Origin of the sequence: Curvibacter sp. PAE-UM, from assembly GCF_001432305.1 — a bacterium.
Lineage (GTDB): Bacteria > Pseudomonadota > Gammaproteobacteria > Burkholderiales > Burkholderiaceae_C > Hylemonella.
Genome location: NZ_KQ483358.1, coordinates 1,700,857 through 1,723,563 on the forward strand (window position 1 = coordinate 1,700,857; position 22,707 = coordinate 1,723,563).

Annotated in this window: 24 protein-coding genes; 8 read left to right on the forward strand and 16 right to left on the reverse strand. The window is 68.0% G+C overall.

Annotated features, from left to right (window positions below; all coding sequences use genetic code 11):
• Positions 1–69: 69 nt before the first annotated feature.
• Positions 70–669, forward strand: a complete 600-nt coding sequence (locus AO057_RS08295) for a hypothetical protein (RefSeq protein ID WP_057675180.1) — start codon at positions 70–72, stop codon at positions 667–669.
• Between the two features lie 12 nt (positions 670–681).
• Here AO057_RS08295 and AO057_RS08300 read toward each other — a convergent pair whose 3' ends face one another.
• On the reverse strand, positions 682–1,107 hold the full coding sequence (locus AO057_RS08300; RefSeq protein WP_057675181.1) for a hypothetical protein: 426 nt from the start codon (positions 1,105–1,107) through the stop codon (positions 682–684).
• A gap of 126 nt (positions 1,108–1,233) precedes the next feature.
• On the opposite strand from AO057_RS08300, the gene AO057_RS08305 reads away from it, so the two are divergent.
• Complete coding sequence (locus tag AO057_RS08305; protein WP_057675182.1) at positions 1,234–2,787, forward strand: alkaline phosphatase D family protein; 1,554 nt, start codon at positions 1,234–1,236, stop codon at positions 2,785–2,787.
• A gap of 21 nt (positions 2,788–2,808) precedes the next feature.
• Here AO057_RS08305 and AO057_RS08310 read toward each other — a convergent pair whose 3' ends face one another.
• Complete coding sequence (locus AO057_RS08310; RefSeq protein ID WP_082605473.1) at positions 2,809–3,507, reverse strand: glycine zipper 2TM domain-containing protein; 699 nt, start codon at positions 3,505–3,507, stop codon at positions 2,809–2,811.
• A gap of 155 nt (positions 3,508–3,662) precedes the next feature.
• Between AO057_RS08310 and AO057_RS08315 the strand changes: the two genes are divergently transcribed.
• Positions 3,663–4,481 carry an SGNH/GDSL hydrolase family protein gene (locus AO057_RS08315; protein WP_156404512.1) on the forward strand — a complete coding sequence of 273 codons (819 nt, stop codon included), beginning with the start codon at positions 3,663–3,665 and terminating at the stop codon, positions 4,479–4,481.
• A 173-nt stretch (positions 4,482–4,654) separates the two neighbouring features.
• Positions 4,655–5,209, forward strand: coding sequence for a hypothetical protein (locus tag AO057_RS08320; protein ID WP_057675183.1), 555 nt, complete (start codon positions 4,655–4,657; stop codon positions 5,207–5,209).
• Positions 5,210–5,223: 14 nt separating this feature from the next.
• On the opposite strand, the gene AO057_RS08325 is transcribed toward AO057_RS08320, so the two are convergent.
• Both AO057_RS08325 and AO057_RS18030 read right to left on the reverse strand, forming a co-directional pair.
• A complete protein-coding gene (locus tag AO057_RS08325; RefSeq protein ID WP_057675184.1) occupies positions 5,224–6,294 on the reverse strand; it encodes a ketopantoate reductase family protein in 1,071 nt (356 codons plus the stop codon).
• A gap of 86 nt (positions 6,295–6,380) precedes the next feature.
• On the reverse strand, positions 6,381–6,521 hold the full coding sequence (locus AO057_RS18030) for a hypothetical protein (protein WP_168163359.1): 141 nt from the start codon (positions 6,519–6,521) through the stop codon (positions 6,381–6,383).
• 153 nt (positions 6,522–6,674) lie between these two features.
• Between AO057_RS18030 and AO057_RS08330 the strand changes: the two genes are divergently transcribed.
• Positions 6,675–7,544, forward strand: coding sequence for a DUF3014 domain-containing protein (locus AO057_RS08330; RefSeq protein WP_057675185.1), 870 nt, complete (start codon positions 6,675–6,677; stop codon positions 7,542–7,544).
• 6 nt (positions 7,545–7,550) lie between these two features.
• On the opposite strand, the gene AO057_RS08335 is transcribed toward AO057_RS08330, so the two are convergent.
• Positions 7,551–8,675, reverse strand: a complete 1,125-nt coding sequence (locus AO057_RS08335) for a DUF2855 family protein (protein ID WP_057675186.1) — start codon at positions 8,673–8,675, stop codon at positions 7,551–7,553.
• 167 nt (positions 8,676–8,842) lie between these two features.
• Between AO057_RS08335 and AO057_RS08340 the strand changes: the two genes are divergently transcribed.
• Entirely contained in the window at positions 8,843–9,304 is a 462-nt protein-coding gene (locus tag AO057_RS08340; protein WP_156404513.1) for a hypothetical protein, read from the forward strand.
• 4 nt (positions 9,305–9,308) lie between these two features.
• Here AO057_RS08340 and AO057_RS08345 read toward each other — a convergent pair whose 3' ends face one another.
• The 7 genes from AO057_RS08345 to AO057_RS08375 all read right to left on the reverse strand — a co-directional run bounded on the left by AO057_RS08345 (position 9,309) and on the right by AO057_RS08375 (position 16,330).
• On the reverse strand, positions 9,309–10,418 hold the full coding sequence (locus AO057_RS08345) for a hypothetical protein (RefSeq protein ID WP_057675188.1): 1,110 nt from the start codon (positions 10,416–10,418) through the stop codon (positions 9,309–9,311).
• Between the two features lie 387 nt (positions 10,419–10,805).
• On the reverse strand, positions 10,806–11,222 hold the full coding sequence (locus tag AO057_RS08350) for a DUF6691 family protein (protein WP_057675189.1): 417 nt from the start codon (positions 11,220–11,222) through the stop codon (positions 10,806–10,808).
• Entirely contained in the window at positions 11,222–11,692 is a 471-nt protein-coding gene (locus AO057_RS08355; protein WP_057675190.1) for a YeeE/YedE family protein, read from the reverse strand. The genes AO057_RS08350 and AO057_RS08355 overlap by 1 nt, the downstream gene beginning before the upstream one ends.
• Positions 11,693–11,741: 49 nt before the next feature.
• Complete coding sequence (locus AO057_RS08360; RefSeq protein ID WP_057675191.1) at positions 11,742–12,971, reverse strand: GGDEF domain-containing protein; 1,230 nt, start codon at positions 12,969–12,971, stop codon at positions 11,742–11,744.
• A gap of 102 nt (positions 12,972–13,073) precedes the next feature.
• Positions 13,074–14,276 (reverse strand): hypothetical protein, encoded by a 1,203-nt coding sequence (locus AO057_RS08365; protein WP_057675192.1) that lies wholly within the window; start codon positions 14,274–14,276, stop codon positions 13,074–13,076.
• A gap of 151 nt (positions 14,277–14,427) precedes the next feature.
• A complete protein-coding gene (locus AO057_RS08370; protein WP_168163360.1) occupies positions 14,428–15,669 on the reverse strand; it encodes a sensor domain-containing diguanylate cyclase in 1,242 nt (413 codons plus the stop codon).
• A gap of 52 nt (positions 15,670–15,721) precedes the next feature.
• A complete protein-coding gene (locus tag AO057_RS08375) occupies positions 15,722–16,330 on the reverse strand; it encodes a DUF938 domain-containing protein (protein WP_057675194.1) in 609 nt (202 codons plus the stop codon).
• 186 nt (positions 16,331–16,516) lie between these two features.
• Here AO057_RS08375 and AO057_RS08380 point away from each other — a divergent pair, with 186 nt between their 5' ends.
• On the forward strand, positions 16,517–18,205 hold the full coding sequence (locus AO057_RS08380; protein ID WP_057675195.1) for a hypothetical protein: 1,689 nt from the start codon (positions 16,517–16,519) through the stop codon (positions 18,203–18,205).
• An 80-nt stretch (positions 18,206–18,285) separates the two neighbouring features.
• Positions 18,286–18,972, forward strand: a complete 687-nt coding sequence (locus AO057_RS08385; protein WP_057675196.1) for an SOS response-associated peptidase — start codon at positions 18,286–18,288, stop codon at positions 18,970–18,972.
• 31 nt (positions 18,973–19,003) lie between these two features.
• Here the strand turns inward: AO057_RS08385 and AO057_RS08390 are convergent, their stop codons facing one another.
• The 4 genes from AO057_RS08390 to AO057_RS08405 all read right to left on the reverse strand — a co-directional run bounded on the left by AO057_RS08390 (position 19,004) and on the right by AO057_RS08405 (position 22,697).
• Positions 19,004–19,252, reverse strand: a complete 249-nt coding sequence (locus tag AO057_RS08390) for a hypothetical protein (RefSeq protein WP_057675197.1) — start codon at positions 19,250–19,252, stop codon at positions 19,004–19,006.
• 39 nt (positions 19,253–19,291) lie between these two features.
• On the reverse strand, positions 19,292–19,534 hold the full coding sequence (locus AO057_RS08395) for a hypothetical protein (protein ID WP_057675198.1): 243 nt from the start codon (positions 19,532–19,534) through the stop codon (positions 19,292–19,294).
• A 3-nt stretch (positions 19,535–19,537) separates the two neighbouring features.
• Positions 19,538–20,707: a GGDEF domain-containing protein gene (locus AO057_RS08400; RefSeq protein ID WP_057675199.1), complete on the reverse strand. Its 1,170-nt coding sequence runs from the start codon at positions 20,705–20,707 to the stop codon at positions 19,538–19,540.
• 112 nt (positions 20,708–20,819) lie between these two features.
• A complete protein-coding gene (locus AO057_RS08405) occupies positions 20,820–22,697 on the reverse strand; it encodes an MORN repeat-containing protein (RefSeq protein ID WP_057675200.1) in 1,878 nt (625 codons plus the stop codon).
• Positions 22,698–22,707: the final 10 nt, after the last annotated feature.

Genomic DNA, 22,707 nt, shown 5'->3' on the forward strand with positions numbered 1-22,707 from the left:
CGTCGCGCGCCTAGATTGGCGCGGTTTTAACCACGTTCGCACTTGAGAAATCAGTGTGAACAGGCCCTAATGCAAAAGCCGACCGACTGCCTGCTGCTGCAGTTCACGCTGGAGCCTGCGCCCGCCGACCGCCTGGCCGCCGCCGCGGCCCAGTGCTGCGCCGACAGCGGGCTGTCGCTGCAGCGCCTGGCCCGTGCGCAGCAGGACGGGTTGGCGTATCTCTACGCGCGCCTGCCGCAGCGCACGCTGCTGGGCGAGGAGGCCCTGCCGCCCCTGGCCGCCCTGCTGGGGCGGCGCATCCCCGTGGCACGCGACATCCGCGTCTCGCGCCTGCAGCAGGTCTACACGGCACCGGGTCATGCCCACGGCGAAACCGCTGTTTTCCACTACGTGGTCGAGACCGATCCGGAAGCCGGCTGGTTGCCCGAACTGGAACGCTGGTACGACCAGGAGCACATGCCCGGCCTGGCCCGCGTGCCCGGCTGCATCCTGGCCCAGCGTTATTACAACCACGACCAGGGCCCGCTCTCGCTGGCCTGTTATGACCTGGTCTCCGAGCAGGTGCTGGGCTCGCCGCCCTGGCTGGCCGTGCGCGGCACCCCCTGGAGCGACATCGTGCGTCCGCATTTCACCAACACCAGACGCACCATGTTCCGCGCGCTGGGCTGAATCGGAAGGATCTCAACGCGCCCGGCGCAGGCAGTCCATGCGGGCGTCCAGGATGCGGGTCTCCGCCTCGCGGTAGGCGCGCTGCTGCTCGAAGCTGGGTTTGGGAGGCAGCTTGATCTGATCGATCTCCCGGTTCGCCGTGTCCGTGCACTGCCTTTCGCGGGCCACGGCTGCCTGGGCCGCCGGGCTGCCGGGCCTGGGCCGGCTGGCCTCTTCGCAGGCACGAGCCTTTGCTCCTGCGGCTTCCAGCGCGGCATGGATGGGCGCCATGAACTGCCGCTGTGTCTCTTGATCGCTGCCGGGGGCCGGCGCACGGGCCATGGCCTCGCGCTGGATGCGTGCCGATTCGGCCTCGAATTCGGCGATGCAGCGCGGGTTCTCGGCCCGGGCCGTGGTGGCCAGCAGCAGGCTGCAGATAAGGGCAAGGACGTACTTCATCGCGGGTCGCTCCCGTGAGGGTGATGGGGAAACATTGTGCGTTATGGCGACACCTCCCACGTTCAGGGGATGACGGCTCAGGCTCGAGAGGCTAAGCTCGCGCGAACTCGCAACAGGGAGCACACCATGAAACGACTCGGACCCGTCCTGCAATTTCTCGGCTGCGAACAAGGCCAGTGGCGTGTCAGCGCCCTGTGGGCGCAGGACAGCGCCGACGCTGCGCCTGTGCTCACGGCCGGTGGACGGCCGGTGCAGCTTGCGCAGGCCAGCGTGCCCGGCAGCACCTGCACCGCCTGGCGTTTCGAGTTCGCGGTGGCGCAGACGGCCGCGGTGCAGGAGGTGGCCTACAGCATCGGCGGCGAGCAGCACGGTTTCTGCGTGCCGGCGCGCGACACCATGCCCTCGATGGCCTATGCCTCGTGCAACGGCTTTTCCGATCCGACCCTGATGAAAAAGGTCAAAGAGCCCAACGCGCTGTGGGCACGCCTGGGCCGGCTGCACGCAGGCACGGACCGCGTCGATAGCCAGAGCTACGGCCCCCTGCACCTGCTGCTGCTCGGCGGCGACCAGGTCTACAGCGACGCCATGTGGGCCGTGATTCCCGAGCTCAAGGCCTGGTGCGCGCTGCCGCGCGACAAGCGCTTCAAGGCCGCTTTCACCGCCACCTTGCGCCGCAAGATCGAGGCGCATTTCAGCAGCATCTACCTGGACCGCTGGTCCCAGCCCGAGGTGGCGACCATGCTGGCCCGCCTGCCCACCGTGATGATGTGGGATGACCACGACATCATGGACGGCTGGGGTTCCTACCCGGCCGAGCAGCACCAGTGCCCCGTCTACCAGGGCATCTTCGAGGTGGCGCGCAATGCTTTCGCGCTGTTCCAGCGGCAGGCCCTGGGCGCGCTGCCGCCGGCCACGTTGCCGGGGCAGGACCAGCACAACAGCGCCTGGCGCATCGGCGAGCTGGGCCTGCTGGTGCTGGACATGCGCAGCGAGCGCCGCCCGCGCTCGGGCGACGCGCAGGCCACGGGCGGCGTGCTGCAAGCCGAGCAGGTGCTCAGCCCCAAGAGCTGGGCGGCCGTCTACCAGTGGCTGGCCGGACAGGAGGCTGCGGGTGGTTTGAAACATCTCTTTGTCATGAGCAGCATTCCCGTGGTGCATCCGGGTCTCGACCTGATCGAGAAGGTGCTGGGCGTGCTGCCGGGCCAGCAGGAGATGGAGGACGACCTGCGCGACCACTGGGCCAGCGCGCCGCACAAGGCCGAGCGCCTGCGCCTCATCCACCGCCTGCTGCAGGTCGCGGCCCGGGGCGTGCGCGTCACTCTCCTCTCAGGCGACGTGCATGTGGCGGCGCTGGGGGTGATCGAGTCCACGCGCGAGGGCGGCAAGGCCTGTGTCATCAACCAGCTCACCAGCAGCGCCATCGTGCACCCGACCTCCTCGGCGATGGAGGTGTTCGTGCTGGAGCACGTGGCCCGGCACGAGGAACAGGTCGACCGCGGCATCACCACCCGCATGCTGGAGTTCCCCACCACCAGCCGCTGCATCAAGGCCAGCCGCAACTTCCTCACCCTGCAGCCCGATGCTGCGGGCGGCGAAGACCGCTACTGGGCCAACTGGTGGGTCGAGGGTGAGCCCCACCCCTATACCAAGGTGGTCCACACCACCACCGCACCTGCATAAGGGCGGGTGGAGCGTCGACGCTCAACGCCGGCCCATGTGCCCGGGGTTGTGGCCATGGCCGTGGTGGCGAGGGGCGCCGTGCCGCGGGTAGCCGCCACCGAAGTGCAGCTGCACCCCCACGGACGGGGGGCGATAGTACGGGTAGGGATAAGCATAGGGATAAGGGCGCACGTAATAGACCGACGGCGCAACGACCACGGGTGGCGCATACACCGGGGCCGTCGTCACCATGGGTTCGGGCGGCGGTGCGCCAGGCTCGCCCAAGTCCGCCGGTGACACGCGCAGCGCGATGGTCTGGCCCGGGTCGTAGGGCAGTTGCACCGTGTATTCCTTGTCGGCGTAGATGTAGATCACGCGGTAGCCCACCGTGCGGTTCTCGTAGAAGGTCTGCATGCCGCAGCGTTGCACCTCGTGCAGTTCGGTGGGCGGGGCTCCCTCGATGCGGTCGCCGATCACTGCGCCACCGATGGCGCCCAGCACCGTGGCCGCGCCCGAACCTTGGCCGGCCGCATTGCCGACGATGCCGCCAGCGACGGCGCCGATGACTGCACCCGCGCCGCTCCTGGGCGGTTGCACCGCAACGCGCTCGGTGCTGCACACCTGGCGCGGTACCGGCACCTGCTGCACCACCGGGGTGGCCGACAGCACCAGCCCCTGCTCCTGCGCGGCGCACAGGCCGGCGGCGAGCAGGGCGCCGGCCAGAACCAGCGTTTTCTTCATGGTCTTGCTCCTCGTCATGCCCTGTCTAACGCGGCCGGCCGGTGCCCAGCCGACGGACAGCCCTGTCTTTTGCCTGTCGCGTGTGTAAAGACGGTCGGGGCGCGGCGGCGGTGTAGAGTTTGCTTGTTCCGGTCTCACAACAACGAGGAGAAATCATGATCCGCATGCATGCCGCCCGGCTCCGGGCCTTCCTGGGTATCGCTTTCCTGTCCCTGGCCGCCTTGACGGCCGGCGCGCAGACCAAACCCCGCGTGCTCGACGCCGGCGTCGTCAACCCGGCCTCGGCCATCTACATCGGCAACAGCTTCTTCTATTACAACAACAGCCTGCACGGCCATGTGGGCCGGCTCATTGCAGAGGGCATGCCGGGCCACCGCCACCGCGCCAGCTCGGTCACCATCAGCGGTTCGGGCTTCGACTGGCACGACGTCGACTCCTACTTCCGTCCCAACGCCATCGGCGGCTACTCCTTCGGTCCCAACAACGTGGTGAGCTTCAACAAGCTCGACAAGCTGTTCGACGTGGCCATCATGATGGACTGCAGCCAGTGCCCGCTGCACCCGCAGCTCAAGACCGTGTTCAAGGAGTATGCGAAGAAGCACAGCGACACCGTGCGCAAGCACGGCGCCAAGCCCGCGTTTTTCATGTCCTGGGCTTACCAGGATGCGCCCGAGATGACGGCCCAGTTGGCCGAGGCCTACACCCAGGCCGCCAACGAGAACGACGTCTTCGTCATCCCCGCCGGCCTGGCCTTCGCGCGTTCCATCGCACAAAAGCCGGATCTGAACCTCTACGTCGCCGACAAGCGTCACCCCAGCCTGGCCGGCACCTACCTGGCGGCCTGCACGGTGTATGCCTCACTGTTCAAGAAGTCGCCCGTGGGCCTGGCCTACAACGCTGGCCTGAGCCCGGAGGTGGCGCGCCACCTGCAGACCGTGGCCTGGGAAACCGTGCAGGCCTATCACCAACCCTGAGACGGGGCGCTCCGGCCATCGCGCGGTGGCCCCCGTTCGAGGGCCGTCCGCTTGCCGCGGACGGCGCAGGCCTGCAAGCAGGCGGGCGCGAAGCCGGATTGAGGGCCGGCGTCCGGTCCTCGTTTTCTCGCCTGCGGGACCGTTAAGATCGCCCGTCAGGGAGGAACATCAAGATGACCGAAGTCATAGGCCGCTTTTTCAAATACCTGCTCGTGGTCGTGCTGGGCGCCGGTGGACTGGTGCTGGCCCTCAGCCATGACCGTCTCCATGTCTACCAGAGTTCTTTGGGCGAAACCTCGCCGCAGATCACCATGCGCTACGAACAACTGTCCGTGGACATGGACGAAGCCGCCGTGCGCCGGCACTTCACGGGCGTGAACCTGGATTGTTTTGGCCAGCCCAAGGAGGCCAATGGGCTGGGCGACCGGGTCTGCTATGCCCCGATAGACGCAGTGGACGGCAATGCAGCACTGACGCTGGCACTCTTTTTCAACAAAGGCCGCCTCAGCGTGGCCGTGGTGCATGTGCCCTGGTGGCGGCATCTGGGCATGAAGAAGCGCCTGCTGGCACGATACGGGGAACCCGGTTCCGGCGGGGTGACCGACAAGGGCACCCCCGTCCTGCGCTGGAAGTTGCCTAACGGCGACCTGGACTTTATCCGCGACCGCGACCTCAATCCCCTGAACTGGAGCGGTGTGGTCTGGCTCGGCAAGGACAGCAGCCGCTGAGGCGCTGGCGCGACCTACTTCTTCGCCGCGCGGTTGCGTTCCAGCTGCGCGTCCACCAGCGCCACCACCTCGTCCACAGCGGGGTGGCGTAGGCCCTTCTGTGCAGCGACGGCCTGCACGAGGCGGTCCACGCGTTCGATGTTGGGCGCGCCGGCGTACAGGGCGCGCGCAGCAGAGGACGGGCTGGCCAGTCCCTGCGCGGCCGCGGCGTATTTCTCGAAAGGCACCAGGTCCTCGTCCTTCGCGCCGAGCGACTTGCACAAGTCACCGACCCAGTTGTAGACCGCGCGCGAAGTGGCCAGATCGCTGTGCACCGCTTCCTTGATGGGGCGCACGCCCTGCGGCGTCACGCAGCGGTAGTTGCCGGCCAGCAGCATGCTCCACTTGGCCAGCGGCACGAAGACCGAATCGTGCACCTTGAGCTTCACCGGCAGTTCGGTGGGCTGGCCATCCACCTCGAAGCGGATCGCCTCGATGTCGGCCTGCAGGCGGCGCAGCATGGCGGTGTGCGTGTCGGAGACGAAACGCGCCGCCTTGAAGTTGGTGGGCAGGCGCACCTGCAGCACGTTGACCTGTTCCTCCGGCGGGCGGAAGGCCTGCGGGTCGGGGCTGCACAGTGTCATGCTGGCCGGGTCGAAGCTGTCCCACACCGTGGGGTCGGTATAGGCGCTGCGGCAGGCATCGGTGGCCACGCCGGGCAGGCGCGCCAGATAGGGCAGGGGCGGCATGTTCATGATGGACATGCAAGGCACCTTCGACTTGGCCACCGCGTCGAGCAGCTCCCGCACGCCGGGGCTGCGGTACTGCGGCTCCTGCATGGCCAGGCCTACCAGGTCGTAGTCGGCCGGCTTCACGTCGGCCGGGCCGGCGGCCAGGAGCTGTCCCGGATAGCGGCGCGAATCCAGTTCCACCAGGCCTTCGCGGCCCTTGAGGGGCAGGCGCACGCGGATGCCTTCGCGGTTGATCAGCTCCACTTCATTGGGCAGGCACACCAGGGTGACCTGGTGGCCGGCCATGACCAGCTTGATGCCCAGCAGCGAACCGTAGGACGCGCCGAGGATGAGGATCTTGCAGGGCTGGCTCATGATGTCTCCTGTTGGGGGTCGCCCCCGCTGTCGTCAGGGTGAACCGGCCCTGGCCCCGTGCGCTGGCGGGCGCCGGCTGGCGGGTCTTATTTGTTCTTTTCCTTGCCGCGCGGAATGACGGCCGTGATCGGCGGCATCGGGCGGTCGGAGGTTGAAGTCTTGGGCGGCGAAGTGTCTTTCTTCGGTTTCTTTGCCATCTTGTTGCTGCGTTGTTCACCTTTGGCCATAAGTCCTCCATGGGTTGCGGTCCCGGAACGGCACCTGACCCGCATGGTAAGCCAGAAAACCGGCCGCATTACAAATCGACACGCACATCTCTTGGAGTCGTCATGGCCTGGTGCTAGCATGACCGTCCCGCAACCCTGCATCGGCGTGCGTCCATGAACAGAAGCAGCAGAATCGTCCTGGCCTTCCTCGTCACAGCCGTGCTGGTCGGTCTCATCGCCTGGCTGCTCTGGCCCCAGCCGGCGCCGCCCGCGCCCAAGCCGGTGCCCATCACCCTGCCGGTCAACAGCGGCGCAGAGGTCACGGTCTCGCCCGTGCCGTCCAACGATCCCATCCGCCATCCGGTGCAGGCCATCGAGGCCACCGAGGCGTCCCCGCGGCCGCTGCCCGCCCTGGGCCAGTCCGACGCGCGCCTGCAGCAGGACCTCAACGCCCTGGTGGGCCGCAAGAACGTGCAGACCTTCGTGCTGCTGGAGAGTTTCGTGCGCCGCGCCGTGGCCACGGTGGACAACCTGGGGCGCGAACACGCCGCGCCCAGCATGTGGCCCGTGCACCCGACCGCCGGGCGTTTCACCACGCTCAAGCAGGGCGAGGGCGAAGTCATCAACCCCGACAACGGGCAGCGCTACGTGCCCCTGGTGCAGTTCATCGAATCGGTGGACAGCCGCAAGGCCGTGCAACTCTACGTTTCGCTCTACCCGCTGTTCCAGCAGGCCTATGTGGAGCTCGGCTACCCCAAGGCTTATTTCAACGACCGCCTGGTCGCCGTCATCGACCAGCTGCTCAGCACCCCGGTGATCGAAGGCCCGCTGGCCGTGACCCTGGTGGACGTGAAGGGCCCCATCGCTTCCGAGCGCCCCTGGACCCGCTACGAGTTCTCCGACGAGAAGCTGCAGTCGCTGGCCGCCGGGCAGAAGATGCTGCTGCGCACCGGCCCGGTCAACCACCGCCGCCTCAAGGCCAAGCTGCTCGACATCCGCAAGCTGCTGACCAAGGCCGAACTGCCGGCCAGCGTCAAGCCCTAGCCAGTTTCAGGGCGCCAGCATCAGCCCGGCACGCGGATCGCTGCGCCCGGCCAGCAGTTGTTGGTAGGCCGCGCTCACGGCCTCGGCCCCCCGGTCGGCGTGGATCACCAGCCAGGGCTGCGCGGGGTCGTTCACCTTTTGCATGAACGCCGACCAGGCCTGGTCCAGGCGCTCTTCGAAACCCGCCGCTCCCCAGCCCTCGGGCGGTGGTGCACTGCGTTTCTTGCCCTGGGCCGGGGCAAAGAACAGCTCGGGCCGCGGCCCGGGCAGGCCGCCGGCACCGCCCAGCGCTTCCCAGTGGCTGCCGCCCACCGAACAGCTGTACTTCAAGGCCGTGCCGAAATGCTCGTGGATCGTGCGGCGCAGGCCGGCATCGCCGGCGAAGTCGATGTAGACCGTGGGCAGGTCCGGGTCCAGGCTGGCCACCTCCTCGTAGCGCGTCACGGCGCCATAACAGCCCAGCCCGCGCGTGAAGTCCAGGTTGCCGGCCGAGGTGAGCCCGTGCACCGTGGGGCCACCGGCGCGGCGCGCGAGACAGAAGGCCGTGCCGTAGGCGGTCTTGCTCGATGCGCTGGACAGCAGCAACTGGTCCGCACCGAAGAAATCGTGCTCGGCCATGAAATCGTCGATCAGGAAGGAGGTGGTGAACAGCGGGCGCAGCACGGCCTGCTGGCCTTCGAGTGCGGGGTCGTAGGCCGGGTCGGCGGCGCAGAACACCAGCTGGTTGTAGACCACGGCCAGCTCGCGCCGGTGCGCCGCGGCGTCCATGAAACCGCGCGGGTTCACGCGCGCGGCTTGCACCACCAGGTAGTGGCCCATGGGCAGATAACCATAGACGCGCTGGCCGGTGGCCACGTCCGCGTTGCGCGACTCCACCACCTCGGCAAAACCCCAGACCGGGATGCAGCCCCAGCCCTCGGCCCCGCTGGGGAAGAACTGCCAGTACTTCATCTTGTCGCCGAAGGCGGCGTAGGTGATGTTGTTGGCCGTCAGCGCGAAGGACAAGACCCGCAGGCGCACTTCGCCCTCGGCCAGGGCACGCGTGGCTGGCGTATCGGGATCGGGCAGCAGGCGGGTGGCGTGCAGGTCGGCGCGGCTGACGCAGAAACGCGAGGCAGTGGTGGCATTCATGGCTGGTTCCTTGCTGAGCAAACCAGAGCATGCCTGTGCCCGGCCCGCGCCGCTGTCACCGAGGCGATGGGCTGGGCATCACCCTTGCGCAGCACCACGCTGCGGCGCATGATCGGTGACCGGGTTCTCCGGGTCGAGTTTCCTCTGATCACACACGGGAGCAAGGCATGAACAAGCTGATGGTGGCTGTTTCGTTATGGATGTTGGGTGGCATGGCATGGGCCGAGAGCGGGCCTGCCTGCCTCTACACGCCCGCTGATCTGAGTGCGGCCCTCGGGCATACGCCCCAGGAAGGGGTGGCCAGCAAGGACGGGCTGGGCATGCAGTTGTGCCGTTACGTCGGCAAGGACTCCCCGAACAGGAAGTTTTCAGTCCGCATCAAAACCAAGTGCGATCAGCAGCGATTTGAAATCCACGCCAAGACCATGCAATCCATCAGCGGCAAGGCCAACAAGCCGCTCAGCGGTATTGGTGATGGTGCGTATTTTTCCCCGGGCGGTACCGCCGCCATGCGCCTGGGCGCCCAGTGTGTCGAGTTGAGCGGCCTGCGTGTCGGCGCCAAGCGTGTGCTCACCGAGGCCGATGCCGGGCAGCTGCTCAGCCTGGCCGCTACCCGCCTCGGGAAATAGGGCTTCAGGGTCGCGGTGCGCCGGGGCTGACGATACGCCCCACATCGGCCGCCCCGCTGCCTGGTCCCCGGCGCTGCCCGGCCTCGCCGGGTTGACCGGCCAGCCCCTCGCGCTGCCCCAGCCCGGGTTGGTTGGTCGAGGTGCCGCCCTCTCTGCCCGGCTGAACCAGCCCGCCCACACCTCCTCCGGGCCGACTGCCGCCGCCACTGCTGCGGGCACCGCCTTCGGAGGGCATGGCGCTGTTCTTGTCGGGCTTGCCCGGTTTGCTATCGGGCTTGTCCGGTTTGCTGTTGTCAGGTTTATCGGGTTTGCCTGCGGGCTTGTCAGGCTTGCTGTCCGGTTTGTCAGGGTTGCCCGCGGGTTTGCTGTCGGGCTTGCTATCGGGTTTGACACCGCTGCCCCCGCCGGCCGGTTTGGGATCCGGCTTGACGGCCCCGCCACTGCCGCCAGATGACCGGGGTTCCGGCTTGGCGCCACCACTGCCACCGCCAAACGGTTTGTCGTCGGGTTTCTTGCCGCCCTCTGACCTCGGCTTGTGCTCCTGGGGTTTCCCCATGCTGAAGCCGCCCGCCCTGCCGTCACTTTCCTGCGCCGCGCCACCCCGGTTCACACTGCCGGGTGCGGCATTGCCTGGCCCACCGCCACCCGGCGTTCTGCCGGCGCCGGGGTCGCCCATGCCGAAGTTCCCGCGCGCACCACCGCCCGTCCCGGCATTGCCTTGCCGGTCGCCGCGTTGTGTGTTGCCGGCGCCAGGCTCGCCCCTGCCGAAATCGCCGCTCGCGCTACCGCCAGGCCTGCTCTCGCTGCCACTTTCGCGCGCCATGCCGCCGCGCTCCATCCCCCCGGGGCGGGCACTGCCTTGCCCGGCACCACCGGGCATGCCAGCGGCCCCCTGCATCTCCCGGGCGCTTTTCATGTCCTTGCCTGCCTGCATGTCTTTGCGCTCAGGCGACACCGCAGCTTTTTTGTCCACGTCCGAACGCTGCGGGGCTGCCTTTGGCGTGGCCTTGACGGCTGGCCTGGCGGCGGGCGAATCTTCCTTCTTGAGGGCTTGCGCCAGCGCAGCGCTGCAGGCCAGCACACTGCACAAAACAAAGACCGGTCTGATCAGCATGGTGGCTCCTTGGGGGACGGGGTGAGGCAGGACGTCTGCCGGGTCAGCGAGGTTCAGTCGCGAGTGGCCGATGTTGCGGCCAGCAGCCCGGCCCCAAGCCAGGCCGCCCACACGCCGGGCGTGCCGCTGCCGCAGTCCAGAGATTCATCCGCATCGCGGCCTCCCTTGCTTGATAGGCTCTGCTGACAGAGGCGTCTTGCTGCACCGCAAGCCCATTATTCGCCCGGCGTTTCTCGGGTGTCAAACCCGTCGGTCCATGGCACTCACGCCACCTGTATGCCACTGCACAACGCAAGGCGGGTCCAAAAGGACGACAGGGTTTTCCTGCCTGGGCGGCAGGGCCCCGACGATCTGCATGGCCCGATCGACCGGCTTCTCAGCCCGGTGTCATCTGGCGCGCAGCCCCTGCACCAGCGCGCCCAGGGCGATGCCGCCCAGCGCCCACAGCAGGTCCCAGTTGCCCGTGCCCAGGCCGGCAATCGCCGGGCCTGGGCATACGCCGCACAGGCCCCAGCCCACGCCGAACAGCGCAGCGCCGACGGCGGTATCGCGGTTCCAGTTGCTGGGATGGGTGTGGAAGTAGCCGCCCAGCAGCGGGCGGTTGACAAAGAGGGGCAGCACCTTGTAGGCCAGCAGGGTCACCAGCACCGCGCCGCCCATCACCAGCATCAGGCCCCAGTCTTCAAAGCGCAGGAAGCTCAGCACCACCTCGGGCTTCACCATGGTGGAGTACGAGAGGCCGAAGCCGAACAGCGCACCCGCGGCCAGCGTGGCCAGGGCGCTCTTGACATTCGTCGTGTTCATCACAGCCACCTCGCTGCCAGGTTCGCCGTGAGGAAGGCCGTGGCCATGAAGGTCAGCACCGCGCCCAGCGCGGGCAGCTGCAGCGAACCCAGGCCACAGATGCCGTGGCCCGAGGTGCAGCCATTGCCCAGGCGTGCGCCGTAGCCCACGAAGAAGCCGCCCACCGCCAGTTGCCAGGCCGGCACCTGCGTGCCCTGCGCGGCACCGCCGGCAAAACCCAGCCACCACACCAGTGCGCCGACGATCAGCCCGGCCGCGTAGACCAGGCGCCAGCCGCGGCTGTCCACGAAACGCGGCTGCTGGAAAAACGGCCGGCGCACCAGGTACGACCAGCTGCTGGAAAACACCGTGCTCATGCCGCCGATGCGGCCGGTGAAGAGAAAGAGCAGGGCCGTGCCCAGCCCGATCAGCAGGCCGCCCAGCAGATAGTGCTGCCAGCCCAGGGGGAAGAGGGTGGTGAGGAGGTTCATGGCACGGCATTATCCGCGCTGCGGCCCCTGGGAGACCGTGAACAGGCTCTTACCAGGCGGTGTCGATCGCGTCCTGGGACGGGCGGACGGAAGGTGGCGAGGTGACGTTGCCGCCGTCCGAGCCCAGGGACAGGCGCTCGGCCTCGTTGAGCATGTCCAGCGGCACGGCATCGCCCGGCTGCTCCAGCGTGACGATGCCCATGCCCAGTTGCGGCGTGTAGTCGTGCCGGCTCTGGTCGCGGCCCACCACCATCAGCGGTCGGCCCACTGTGGCGCGCAGCCGCGCTATCGTCTCGTTGACGAACTCGTGGCGCGAGTCGGTGGAGATCACCACCACGAAACAGCGCGGGTGGTACAGACCGACCACGCAGCGAAAGCCCGCCGCGCGGCGGATGCGCGCCGCCATCGCTGCCAGGATCTGGTGTTCCACGCCGTGGCCGGCCGCCTGGCCCAGCTCGTAGAGATTGCGCAGATGCAGGCACACCACGGTGCAGCTGCCGTGCAGGCGCGCCGTACGCCAGAAGGCGTGTTCCACCTCGGACAGCAGCAGCGAGCCGGTGGGCAGGCCGGTGGCCGGGTCGGCGCCGACCTGCAGGCGCGACAGCCGCGTGAGCTGGCGCTGCTGGCGGTTGCGCACGAAGACCAGCACGCTGCAGGCCAGGAAATACACCACGGTGATCGTCGCCGTAAAAATCCAGGTGCCCAGGCCAAAGCCGGGCACGTTCAGCCCGCGCAGGTACAGGCCCCCCACCAGGGCGGCCAGCAGCACGCAGGCCAGCACCATCCAGCGCGCCAGCGGGTCACCCAGTGTGGCGGCGCGCAGCGTGGCCACCAGGCCCAGCACCGCAGCCGCCATGTTGACCACGGCCGTGACCAGCAGCAACTGCTGGAATTCCTCGGGGCTGGCGCGCGCCACCATCGCGGCCAGGGCCAGGGACGCCAGGAACAGCACGCCGGCCCCCCAGGTGGTGATGCGGTAGACCGTGCGGTCCTCGCGGCTGCCGCCCAGCCAGATGCCCAGGTAGTTCAGGGCCATGGCGCCGGCCAGAGGCCCCAGGCTGCCCTTGAGCAACTGCAGCAGCCACTGCGGCAGGCCGGGCCACAGCACCTCGGGCAGGCCGGTCATCACCACGCAGCTTGCGCCGGCGATCAACACGAAGACCAGATTGCGCAGCGAGCCACGCTTGCGGTTGAACAGCGCGTCGGCCATGGCCAGCGCAGTGAGGGTCAGCAAACCCCCGAGCATGGAAGACCAGACGGCGACTTCGGAAACGGGCATGCGGCATTATGAAGGGACGCCAGCGGGGTTTGACGAAATTTATTGCTCGTTTTCACGGGGGACTACCCCGGGGAGCACAGCAGCAGGGGCTGCTGCTGCGGTCTACCAGGTCGTGTCGACCCGGTCGGCAGGCAGCGGGCGACGAACCTGCTGCATGGCCTCGTGCTCCACCTCGTCGATCACGTCCTGCGGCACGGAGTGGTCGGGCTGCACCGTGCGCAAGGCAATGCCCACCTGGGGTACGAAGGGCTGGCGCTGGTCCTTGCTGCCCACCACCTGCAGCGGCTGCGTCACCAGGCCCAGCAGGCGGGCGATGTAGGTCTCGTTGAAGGTGCGCTTGCGGTCGATGGAGAACACCACGATGAAACAGCGCGGGTGATAGATGCCCACCACACAGCGAAAGCCCGCCGCACGACGGATGCGTGCGGCCGTGGCGGCCAGGATCTGGTTGTCGCTGGTGCGGCCCATGGAGTCGCCCAGCTCGTACAGATTGCTCAGGTAGATGCCCACCACGACGCAATGGCCGTGCAGCCGGCCGGTGCGCCAGAAGGCGTGCTCCACCTCGCTCAGCAGCTTGGCGCCGGTGGGCAGGCCGGTGGCCGGGTCCCAGCCCATCTCCAGGCGCGACAGCCGGACCAGCTGGCGCTGCTGGCGGTTGCGCACGACGATCAGCACCATCACGATCAGCAGGAAAAGCACCGCGCTCGTCGCAGTGAGGGCCTGCAGGCCCAGGCCGATGCCCGGGACCTTCAGGGCATGCAGGTACAGGCCGGCCATCAGGCCCGTCAGGATCAGGCAGGCCAGCACCAGCCAGCGCGCCAGCGGGTCACCCAGCAGGGCGGCGCGCACGGCGATCACCATGCACAGCACCACCGCAATGGCGTTGAGGCCTGCCGTCAGCATCAGCAGGCCGTGGAAGTCCTGGGGGGCCACCAGCGTGGCCAGCACCGTCGTCACCAGCGATGCGATCAGCATGCCGTAGGCGCCCCAGACCGTGAGGCGGTGGACCAGGTAGTCCTCGCGGTCGCCGCCGGCCCAGATGCCCAGGAAGCGCAGGCCCAGCGCGCTGCTCAGCAGGCCGAAGCCCGCCTTGAGTGCCATCATGAGACGTTCGGGCAGGCTGGGAAAAAGCGTTTCGGGCAGGCCGGAGAGAAAGATGCAGGCACTGCCGATCGCGAAGATCAGCAGCATGTTGCGCGCCGCGCCCAGGCTGCGTGTCACCACGGTGTCGGCGGCGGCCAGCAGGACCAGCGACAACAATCCGCCGGCCATGATGGCCCAGATTGTGTTCTCTGCCATGTCCATGCGGCAATTATCCCCATCTTGTCAGGATGACACGCTGTTGCAGTGTGACGAAGTTGGCAGCAAGCAACGATTTCGTTGCTACAAAAAAAGAAGCGCGCAGCGAAAGCAGTGCCTGGGCCTCGCGGCGGATACCCCGGTGCGTGTCCGGTGTCTACAGCGCGGCGCTGTCCGTGGTGGCCAGGCTGTCGCTGGGCCGGGTCGCGATATTGTCTTCCGACCGGCCATGCCGCAGGGGCGGGCCCAGGGCCTGCCGCTCGGCCTCGTCGATGGCATCCATGGGCTGGGCACGCTGCGGATGGAGCGTGACGACCCCGCAGCCGACCCGGGGCCAGAAATCCTGTTGCGTGCCGTCCTTGCTGGTCACGGTCAGCGGCTCGGCGGCCAGGGTCCGCAGCCGCGCCACGGTCAGCCCGACGTACTGGCGGCGCTTGTCCGCGGAGATCACCACGACAAAGCAGCGCGAGTGATAAAGCCCCACGATGCAGCGAAAGCCTGCGGCGCGCCGGATGCGGGCCGCCATGATCGCCAGGATCTGCGGCTCCACGAGACGGCCGTCGGCTTCACCGAGCCCATACAGATTGTTCAGGCGCAGGCAGACCACCGTGCATTCGCCGTTCAGGCGGGCCGTGCGCCAGAAGGCGTGCGCCACCTCGGACAGCAGCATGGAGCCGGTGGGCAGGCCCGTGGCCGGATCGGTCCCCGTGGGCAGCGTGGCCAGGCGTTCGAGCTCCCGGGTTTGCCGGATGCGCTTGATGACCACTACGGAGCCGACCAGAAAATAGGCCACGGTGCACACCGCCGTCAGGATCCAGGTGCCCAGGCCGAAGCCTGCCAGTTCCAGGCTGCGCACCCACAGCCCGAGCACCTCCAGGGCCAGGCAGATACCGGCCAGCACCACCCAGGGGGCCAGCGGGTCGCCCAGCAGCGCTGCCCGGACCGAGGTGGCCAGGCCCAGCATCACGGCGATCACCGTGATGACCGCAGTGGCGTTCAGCAGCTGATGAAACTGCTCGCCGGGCGTCAGCGGCAGCAACAGGCCCAGCACCAGCGCGGCCGCCAGCATGAGGCCGGAGCCCCAGCGCGTGATGCGATGGGTGACCGGGTCCACCTCCGGGCCGCCCAGCCAGATGCCCAGGTAGTGCAGCACCAGGGCGGCGCTCAGCGGTCCCGTGCAGACCTTGAGCAGGTCCAGCACGCCTTGTGGCGCGCCAGGAAAGAGCACTTCGGGCAGGCCGGTGCGCACCAGGCTGCTCGCGCCGGTGACGACCACAAAGACCAGATAACGCAGGGAATTGATGTTGCGCGTGGCCAGGGCATTCACCATGGCGATCGCAGCCAGGGTCAACAGACCACCCAGCATGGCAGACCAAACGACAAATTCTGTGGTGTCCACGCCGTCATTATCAGGGGCGTGCTTACGCCGAACGGACAGCGCCCGCCAGTTCTCAGCCCGGTCGTTGCCAGACCAGCAGCAGGTTGTTGGCCGGCATGGCATGGCGCGCGGCCAGCTGCAGGCCGGCGGCGTGGGCCACGCTCTCCACGTCCTCGCGCCGGCGGATGCCCCAGTCCGTGTTTTCGGCGCGTAGCGCGGCGTCGAACTTCAGGTTGCCCTCCGCAGTGGGCACCTCGTCTTCCAGGTAGGGCCCGTAGGTCACCAGCCGCCCGCCCGGGGCGAGATGCTCGGCGGCGCCGCGCATCAGGCCCGCGCAGCAGGCCCAGGGCGCGATGTGCAGCATGTTGGCGCAGTAGATCAGGTCATGGCGCTCGTACTCGTTGGGCCAGGAACCGGTCAGCACGTTGAGCAACTGCGGCGGCTGCACGTTGACCAGCCGCGCTTCACCGATGCGCACCATGATGTCCGGAAAGAGATCGGCCGTCTGGTCCGTGGGCTGCCACGTCCACTGCGGAAGGTTGGCGGCGAACCAGACCACGTGCTGCCCTGTGCCGCAGGCGATCTCCAGCGCGCGGCCCTGCGCGGGCAGCAGCGTGCGCAGCACGTCCAGGATGGGTTTTTTGTTGCGCTCGGCAGGCGCACTGAAGGCGAGTTCGTTCATGCCATGTTTGTACCTCAGCTTCGCGCTCCGGGTGACATTCCGCATACGCGATGGCCTCCCATGAACATGGGGGACCCCATGTTCATGGGGTAGTAAAAGCACCAACGCTTCCTAGAGTGAAACCAGCGCATGGAAGAGGAGCCGTGCAGCGCATCTCCCCACACATCACATCAAGGAGGTCTTTCCATGCATACCGTCAGAATACTGATCGTGACCGACGGCGGTGGCGGCTACCAGCGCCCCACCGCCATCCCGCCACCCGGCAACACCGCCTTCCATCTCGGCGAATTCGTCCAGGTGCTGCAAGACACCGACTGGGTGGGCTTCAACCTGCAGATCACCAAGGCGCACCGCCGCAACCCGGCGGGGGCCGGCGCCGACGTGGTCGACCTCAGGTTCGACACGCACGACCTCTCGCAGTACGACGAGATCCTGCTCTTTGCCATCGAACGCGACGATATGGTCTCCAACCGCGCCACGGCGGCCGAGGTGCAGGCCATCTCCAACTTCATGGACGCGGGGGGTGGCGTCTTCGCCACCGGCGACCACGAAGACCTGGGCGCCGGCCTGTGCCGCGAGATTCCGCGCGTGCGCAACATGCGCCGCTGGTACTACGACACCGCGCCGGCCGGTTTCCCCGTGGCGCCCTCGGGCAGCTCGGCCGACCGGCACGACACCACGCGCCAGGGCTTCGACGCGTTCTACCAGTTCAGCGACCAGTCCGACACCATTGCCCAGGAGATCACCCCCCGGCTCTACTTCGGCGGCGGCAACCGCTACTTCCACTGGCGCTACCCGCACCCGCTGCTGTGCAGCCCGCACGGCGTGGTGCGCCACCTGCCGGACCATCCGCACGAAGGCCAGTGCGAGGTGCCGGCCAACCTGGGCCTCACCGTCCTGGGCCAGGACGAATACCCCGTGCTGCCCGGCAGCAGCACGCGCCTGGCGCCCGAACTCGTGGCCACCGGTCGTGTCATCGGCGGGCACAACCTGCTCAACAACAGCGGGGGCGAGTTCAAGCCCACCGTCAATGAAAAGACCTTCGGTGTGATTGGCGCCTACGACGGCCATCGCATCGTGCGTGGCAGCACGCGCCTGGGCCGTGTGGTGGTCGACGCCACCTGGCACCACTTCTTCAACGTCAACCTGATGGGCGCGCAGACCGCCGGCGTCGATGGTTCGGGTGGCGACTTCGTCAAGGAGCGCGGCTTCTACGCGCCGCTCAACCCGGGGCAGGCCGACCACTACCGGATGATCAAGCACTACTTCCGCAACATCGTCTACTGGCTCATCCCGGCCGGCCGCTACCGCTGGATCTTCGACATCTTCGACCGCTTCGTCGCCTCGCCCTTCTTCTACGAGGAGTTCCGTTTCCCCTTCCGCGACCATGCGCACATTCCGATCCGCATCCACTTCGCCCTGGCGCAGCTCGCCGAGCAGTACTTTGCCTCGGTGCACGGCGCCTGCTCGGTGCCCCTGTTCGTGGGCGTGCTCTGGCGCGAGATTCAGCCGCTGCGCCCGATCTGGGACAAGCTCCAGCCCCTGCTCGACCCCTGGCAGCCCGAGCTGCCCCAGCCCAAGCCGGGCCCGGACCCGCTGCCCTGGGCAAGCAGCGGCCCCACTCCGCAGGACCTGATGCGCCTGCTGCTGGGCGTGACGGTTGCCAGCGCCGTGCTGGCGCAGCGCGAACTCGAAGGCAGCAAGGCCAAGGACATCACGGCCAAACGCGCCGAGCTCTTCGAGAAACTGCTGCCCAAGGTGGCCGACCACGCCATCGGCGAATTCCGCGAGGCCCTCAAGGCCCAGAAGAAGGAACACAGCCAGTACCTGGAGGAGATGGACGCCCTGGTGGGCGTGGCCGGCAAGCGCGGCTGAAGCGTGCCGCAGCCCGGTCTGGCGCCCCGGGCTGCGTGCATTTCCCGGGGTGTCGTGCCGCCGTGCGATAGCATCGCCCCATGAGTTTCCAATACGAGAGCGTTCAAACCGCTGCGCTGTACCCCGACGTTTTCCGTGTCGCCGCGCCCGCAGTCCCTGTGGAGCGGCAGGTGTGGCCCCGCAAACCCGGGGTGTTCATCCGCCTGGCGGCCGCTCCGGCGCAAGCCGGCGAAACGGGCGCCGAGGTCGCCCCCCCGGTGCGCGAGCTGGTGGCCGGGCAGCTGGGCCTGGTGCCGCGCTGGGTCAAGTCGGCCTCGGACGCCAAGTTGCGCTCGACCAAGCTGGATGTGGCGCGTTCGGAGATCGTCACCACCTCCAACAACTTCCGCGATGCCTGGCTGGCCGGCCAGTTCTGCATCGTGCCCATGATGGCCTTCCTGGAAGACGACTGGCGCAGCGGCAAGGCCGTGCCCACCCGCATCGCCCGCGTGGACGGCCAGCCCATGGGGGTGGCGGGCCTGTGGGAGCGCTGGGTGGGGGCGGGGGGCGAGGACATCGTCAGCTACACCCTGCTCACGGTGAACGCCAACAGCCACGCCCTGATGCACCGCTACCAGCAGCCCGGCAGCGAAAAACGCATGCCGGCCATCCTGAACGAAGGTGCGTATGAGGCCTGGCTCGGCGCGCGCCCCGAGAAGGCCAGGGAATTCATGCGGGCCTATGCGGCCAGCGCGCTGACGGCCAACCCGGTCGAGAAAACCCGCTGAGCTGCACCCGGCCCGCTGCCGGGCTCACCCGCTAGTGGGTGACGAACTCGTAGACGATCTCTTCGCTCTCCACCATGTCCAGGATGTCGTTCAGCATCTCGTCGCTGTCCGTGCTGCTCCAGGTCTCCTCGGGGTCGCTGGCGAACAGCGGCTCGATGGCCAGGTCCATGAACTGGCCGTTGGGCAGCTTCAGGACAGGCGTGCCCTCGGAGGTCTGGACCAGCTCCCAGTCGGCGGGGACGGTCATCTCCAGATTGATCTGGACCTTGAGTTTTTTCATGGGGGTTCCTTGTGTGTGTGGCTGTGTGTGGCCGCGAGCTTAGCCCAGTGGCGTGACATTGAGTTTGGCGCTCACCTCGGCGGCATCCGGGGCGGCAAAGGGCGTGTTGTGCTTGTCGGTGAGCGGGCCGCCCCCGGGGATCACCTGGCCCGCGGCGTCAAAACCGATGGCCTTGAATTTCCAGACCGCGCCGATGCGCTTGAGATAACCCAGGTGCGCACCATCGGGCCCGTGCACGCTGCGCACGTCGGGGTTCACCGGGCGCAAGGTGAGGGCCGCCACGTTTCAGCCCGCCCGTGTCTCGGCGGACACCATGTGGCCGCGGCCGGCGTGCTTGGCGCCATAGAGCGCCGCATCGGCGCGGGCCATGAGCGACTCCAGCGTCTCGTGCCGGTCACGGCACAGGGCATGGCCGGTGCTGAAGTCCAGGTTGAAGTGGATGGCCTGCGGTGCGGCCTTGGCCAGTTCGGCACGCAGGCGATGGTCGAAGGCCTGTGCGGCGGCGGTGTCGGCGTGGGCCAGCAGCACGCAGAACTCCTCGCCGCCCAGGCGCGCATTCACGTCGCCTGCGCGCTGGCACTGTTTGAGCAGGTCGCCGAAGAACACCAGCGCCGCGTCACCGGTCTCGTGGCCGTAGGTGTCGTTGATGCGCTTGAAGTGGTCCAGGTCGATCATCAGCAGTGACAGCGGATACCCGTGGCGCTGCGCATAACGCAGGGCCCGGTCCGCCTGCTCGGCCCAGCCGTTGCGGTTGACCAGGCCTGTGAGCGCATCGGTGACGACCAGGGTGCGCAGCTTGTGCTGCGCCTCTTCGCGCCAGGCCGCCAGGATGGCGATATTGATCAGCACCAGCGTCACGTTGGCGGCCACCAGCGCCGTCAGGTTGACCGGCGTGGGTGCGCGGAAAAAGGGGTAGAGCTCGGTGAACCAGGCGCCCAGGATGCCGCGCAGCGCGGTGAGGATGGCCATCAGGCCGACACAGCCGAACAGCAGGAAACGCCAGTTGCCCTGGCCGAACTCGCGGTTCACCGGCAGCAGCGCGGCGCGCGCCAGGATCAGCAACTGCCCCGCGATCAGCAGGTTGGCCCAGCCCACACGCACCGGGTAGCTGCCAAAACTCAGGGCGTAACCCAGCGGCGTGGCCAGCACCAGCACCAGCAACAAGCGGCCCAGCGGGCGCGGTCCCAGCCAGTGGCTGAGGGCGCGATAGACCAGCCAGTTGCTCAGGCTCAGCAGTCCCATGGCCACGCTGGAGAGCAGCCAGTCGGGCCACTGCTCGCGCCAGAAGCCGGCAAAGATCAATGCCAGCCAGGCGGCCCCGTTGATCATCAAGGAGGCGCGCGCATTGTGCGCGGCCGGGCTCAGGTTCTGCCCCATCACCAAGGGCAGGGCCAGCGACATCGCCAACAGGTTGGCGACGTTCAGAAAAATCAGGGTGGTGGGGTCGAGTGACACGGGCGGAGAGCGGGGCGGTAGGCCCGACGCGACCGCCAGTTTAGTCGACATTCCGCACACTGAGCCGTGTGCATGCCGCCCGGGCTATGGGCCAGGCTCCCGGCGCACGCCCTCAGTTGCAGGCGCCGCACTTGTTCGGGTCGACCCGCAGCGCGCTGGCCGTGCCCTTCATGCGGCGGCAGGACTCCTGGCGCTCGGCCTCGTAGCCGTTGAAGTTGAACTTGCGCTTCACGCAGGCGTTGCTGGAGGCCAGCACGCAGAAAGTGTCGAGCTGGGAGTCGCCATAGGGGCGGGCGCCGGACATGGCCTCCTGCTGGCAGGCCAGTTCGCCTGCGTCGAAGGTGGCCTTGGGCACGCCGCCCTTCATCGCGCCGCCGCTGCCGGACCCGCCGCCGCTGTTCGAGCCGGCACCCGTGCCGGCGCCAGCCACGCTCTGCTGGAAGTTGGACACGCCGCTCTGCCCGGCCATGCTGTCCTGCAGCACCCCCGAGATCACCCGGGCCTGCTGCTCTGACGGCAGCTTGTCCAGCCCGCCGATGGCTGCCCCACCCAGCAGTGCCGCCGCCTTGCCCCACTGGAAGCCCGAGGACTCCTGGCGTTGCGGCTGCGGGGCCTGGGCCTGCTGCTGCGCGGCTGCGTCGGCGCGCTTGCCGTCCACCCAGTTGCCGGCGTAGCGGGTGCCGTCCTTGTAGGTCATGACGCCGTAGCCCGTCTCCTCGCCGTTCTCGTAGTTGCCTTCGTAGCGCTGGCCGCTGGGCCAGGTGTAGACCCCTGGGCCCGAGAACTTGTCGTTTGCATAGCCGCCCACATGGCGGTGGCCGCTTGCGTAGGTTCTCACGCCCTGGCCGTGCCGCTTGCCGGCGACGAAATCGCCCTCATAGCGGTCGCCGTTGGCCGCGACGAAGACGCCCTTGCCGTGGTACCTGTTGTCCGCCACGTCGCCCTCGTAGCGCTGGCCGCTGGGCCAGGTGTACACGGCCTTGCCGGCGCGATTGCCATTGACGTAGTCGCCCTCGTAGCGCATGCCACTGGCGTGGACCACCACGGCCTTGCCGTGGAACTGGTCCGCCAGGAAATCGCCCTCGTAGCGGTCGCCGGTGGCCCAGGTGAAGACGCCCTTGCCCTGCTTCTGCCCGTTGACGAAATCGCCCTCGTAGCGATTGCCCGAGGCATAGGCCACGCTGCCGCGGCCGGTCTTCTTGGCGTTCACGAACTCCAGGTCCACCGGCATGCGCTCGCCGCTGGCGCTGATGCGCGTGCCCTGGCTGACGACGTCGTTCACGAAGCGGCCTTCGAAGCGCGAGCCGTCGGCGTACTGCAGCACCGCGTTGCCCTCGCGCTTGTTCGCGACGAACTCGCCCGTGTAGCGGTCGCCGTTGGCCAGCGTCAGCACGCCCTGGCCGTGGAACTGGCTGTTGACGTAGTCGCCTTCATAGCGCTGGCCGTTGGCCCAGACCTGCAGACCTTTGCCCTGGCGCTGGTCCGCGACGAAATCGCCCTGGTAGCGCATGCCGTCCGCCCAGGTGTAGACGCCCTTGCCCTGGTAGTTGTCCGTGATGAAGTCGCCCTCATAGCGGTTGCCGCTGGCCATGGTCTGAACACCCTTGCCATGGCGCTTGCCTGCGGCGAAGTCACCCTCGTAGCGCGCACCGTCCTTCCAGATGAACACACCCTTGCCGGAGCGCAGGCTCGCGGCGAAGTCGCCCTCGTAGCGGTCGCCACTGGCCAGGGTCAGCACCCCCTTGCCCTGCATCTGGCCCTGGACGAAATCGCCCTCGTAGCGTTGCCCGCTGGTCCAGGTCATCACGCCAGTGCCCTGGGGCTTGCCGTTGGCCATGCCGCCTTCGTAGCGGATGCCCTGGTCCCAGACATAGATCCCCTGGCCCGTGGCCGGGTCGAAAGAGACCAGCTTGTCGGCCAGGGCCGGGCCGGCGGCCAGGACGGTGAAAAGCGATGCAATGCCGATCAGGACGGAAAGACGCAGGCGCATGGGTGGGCTC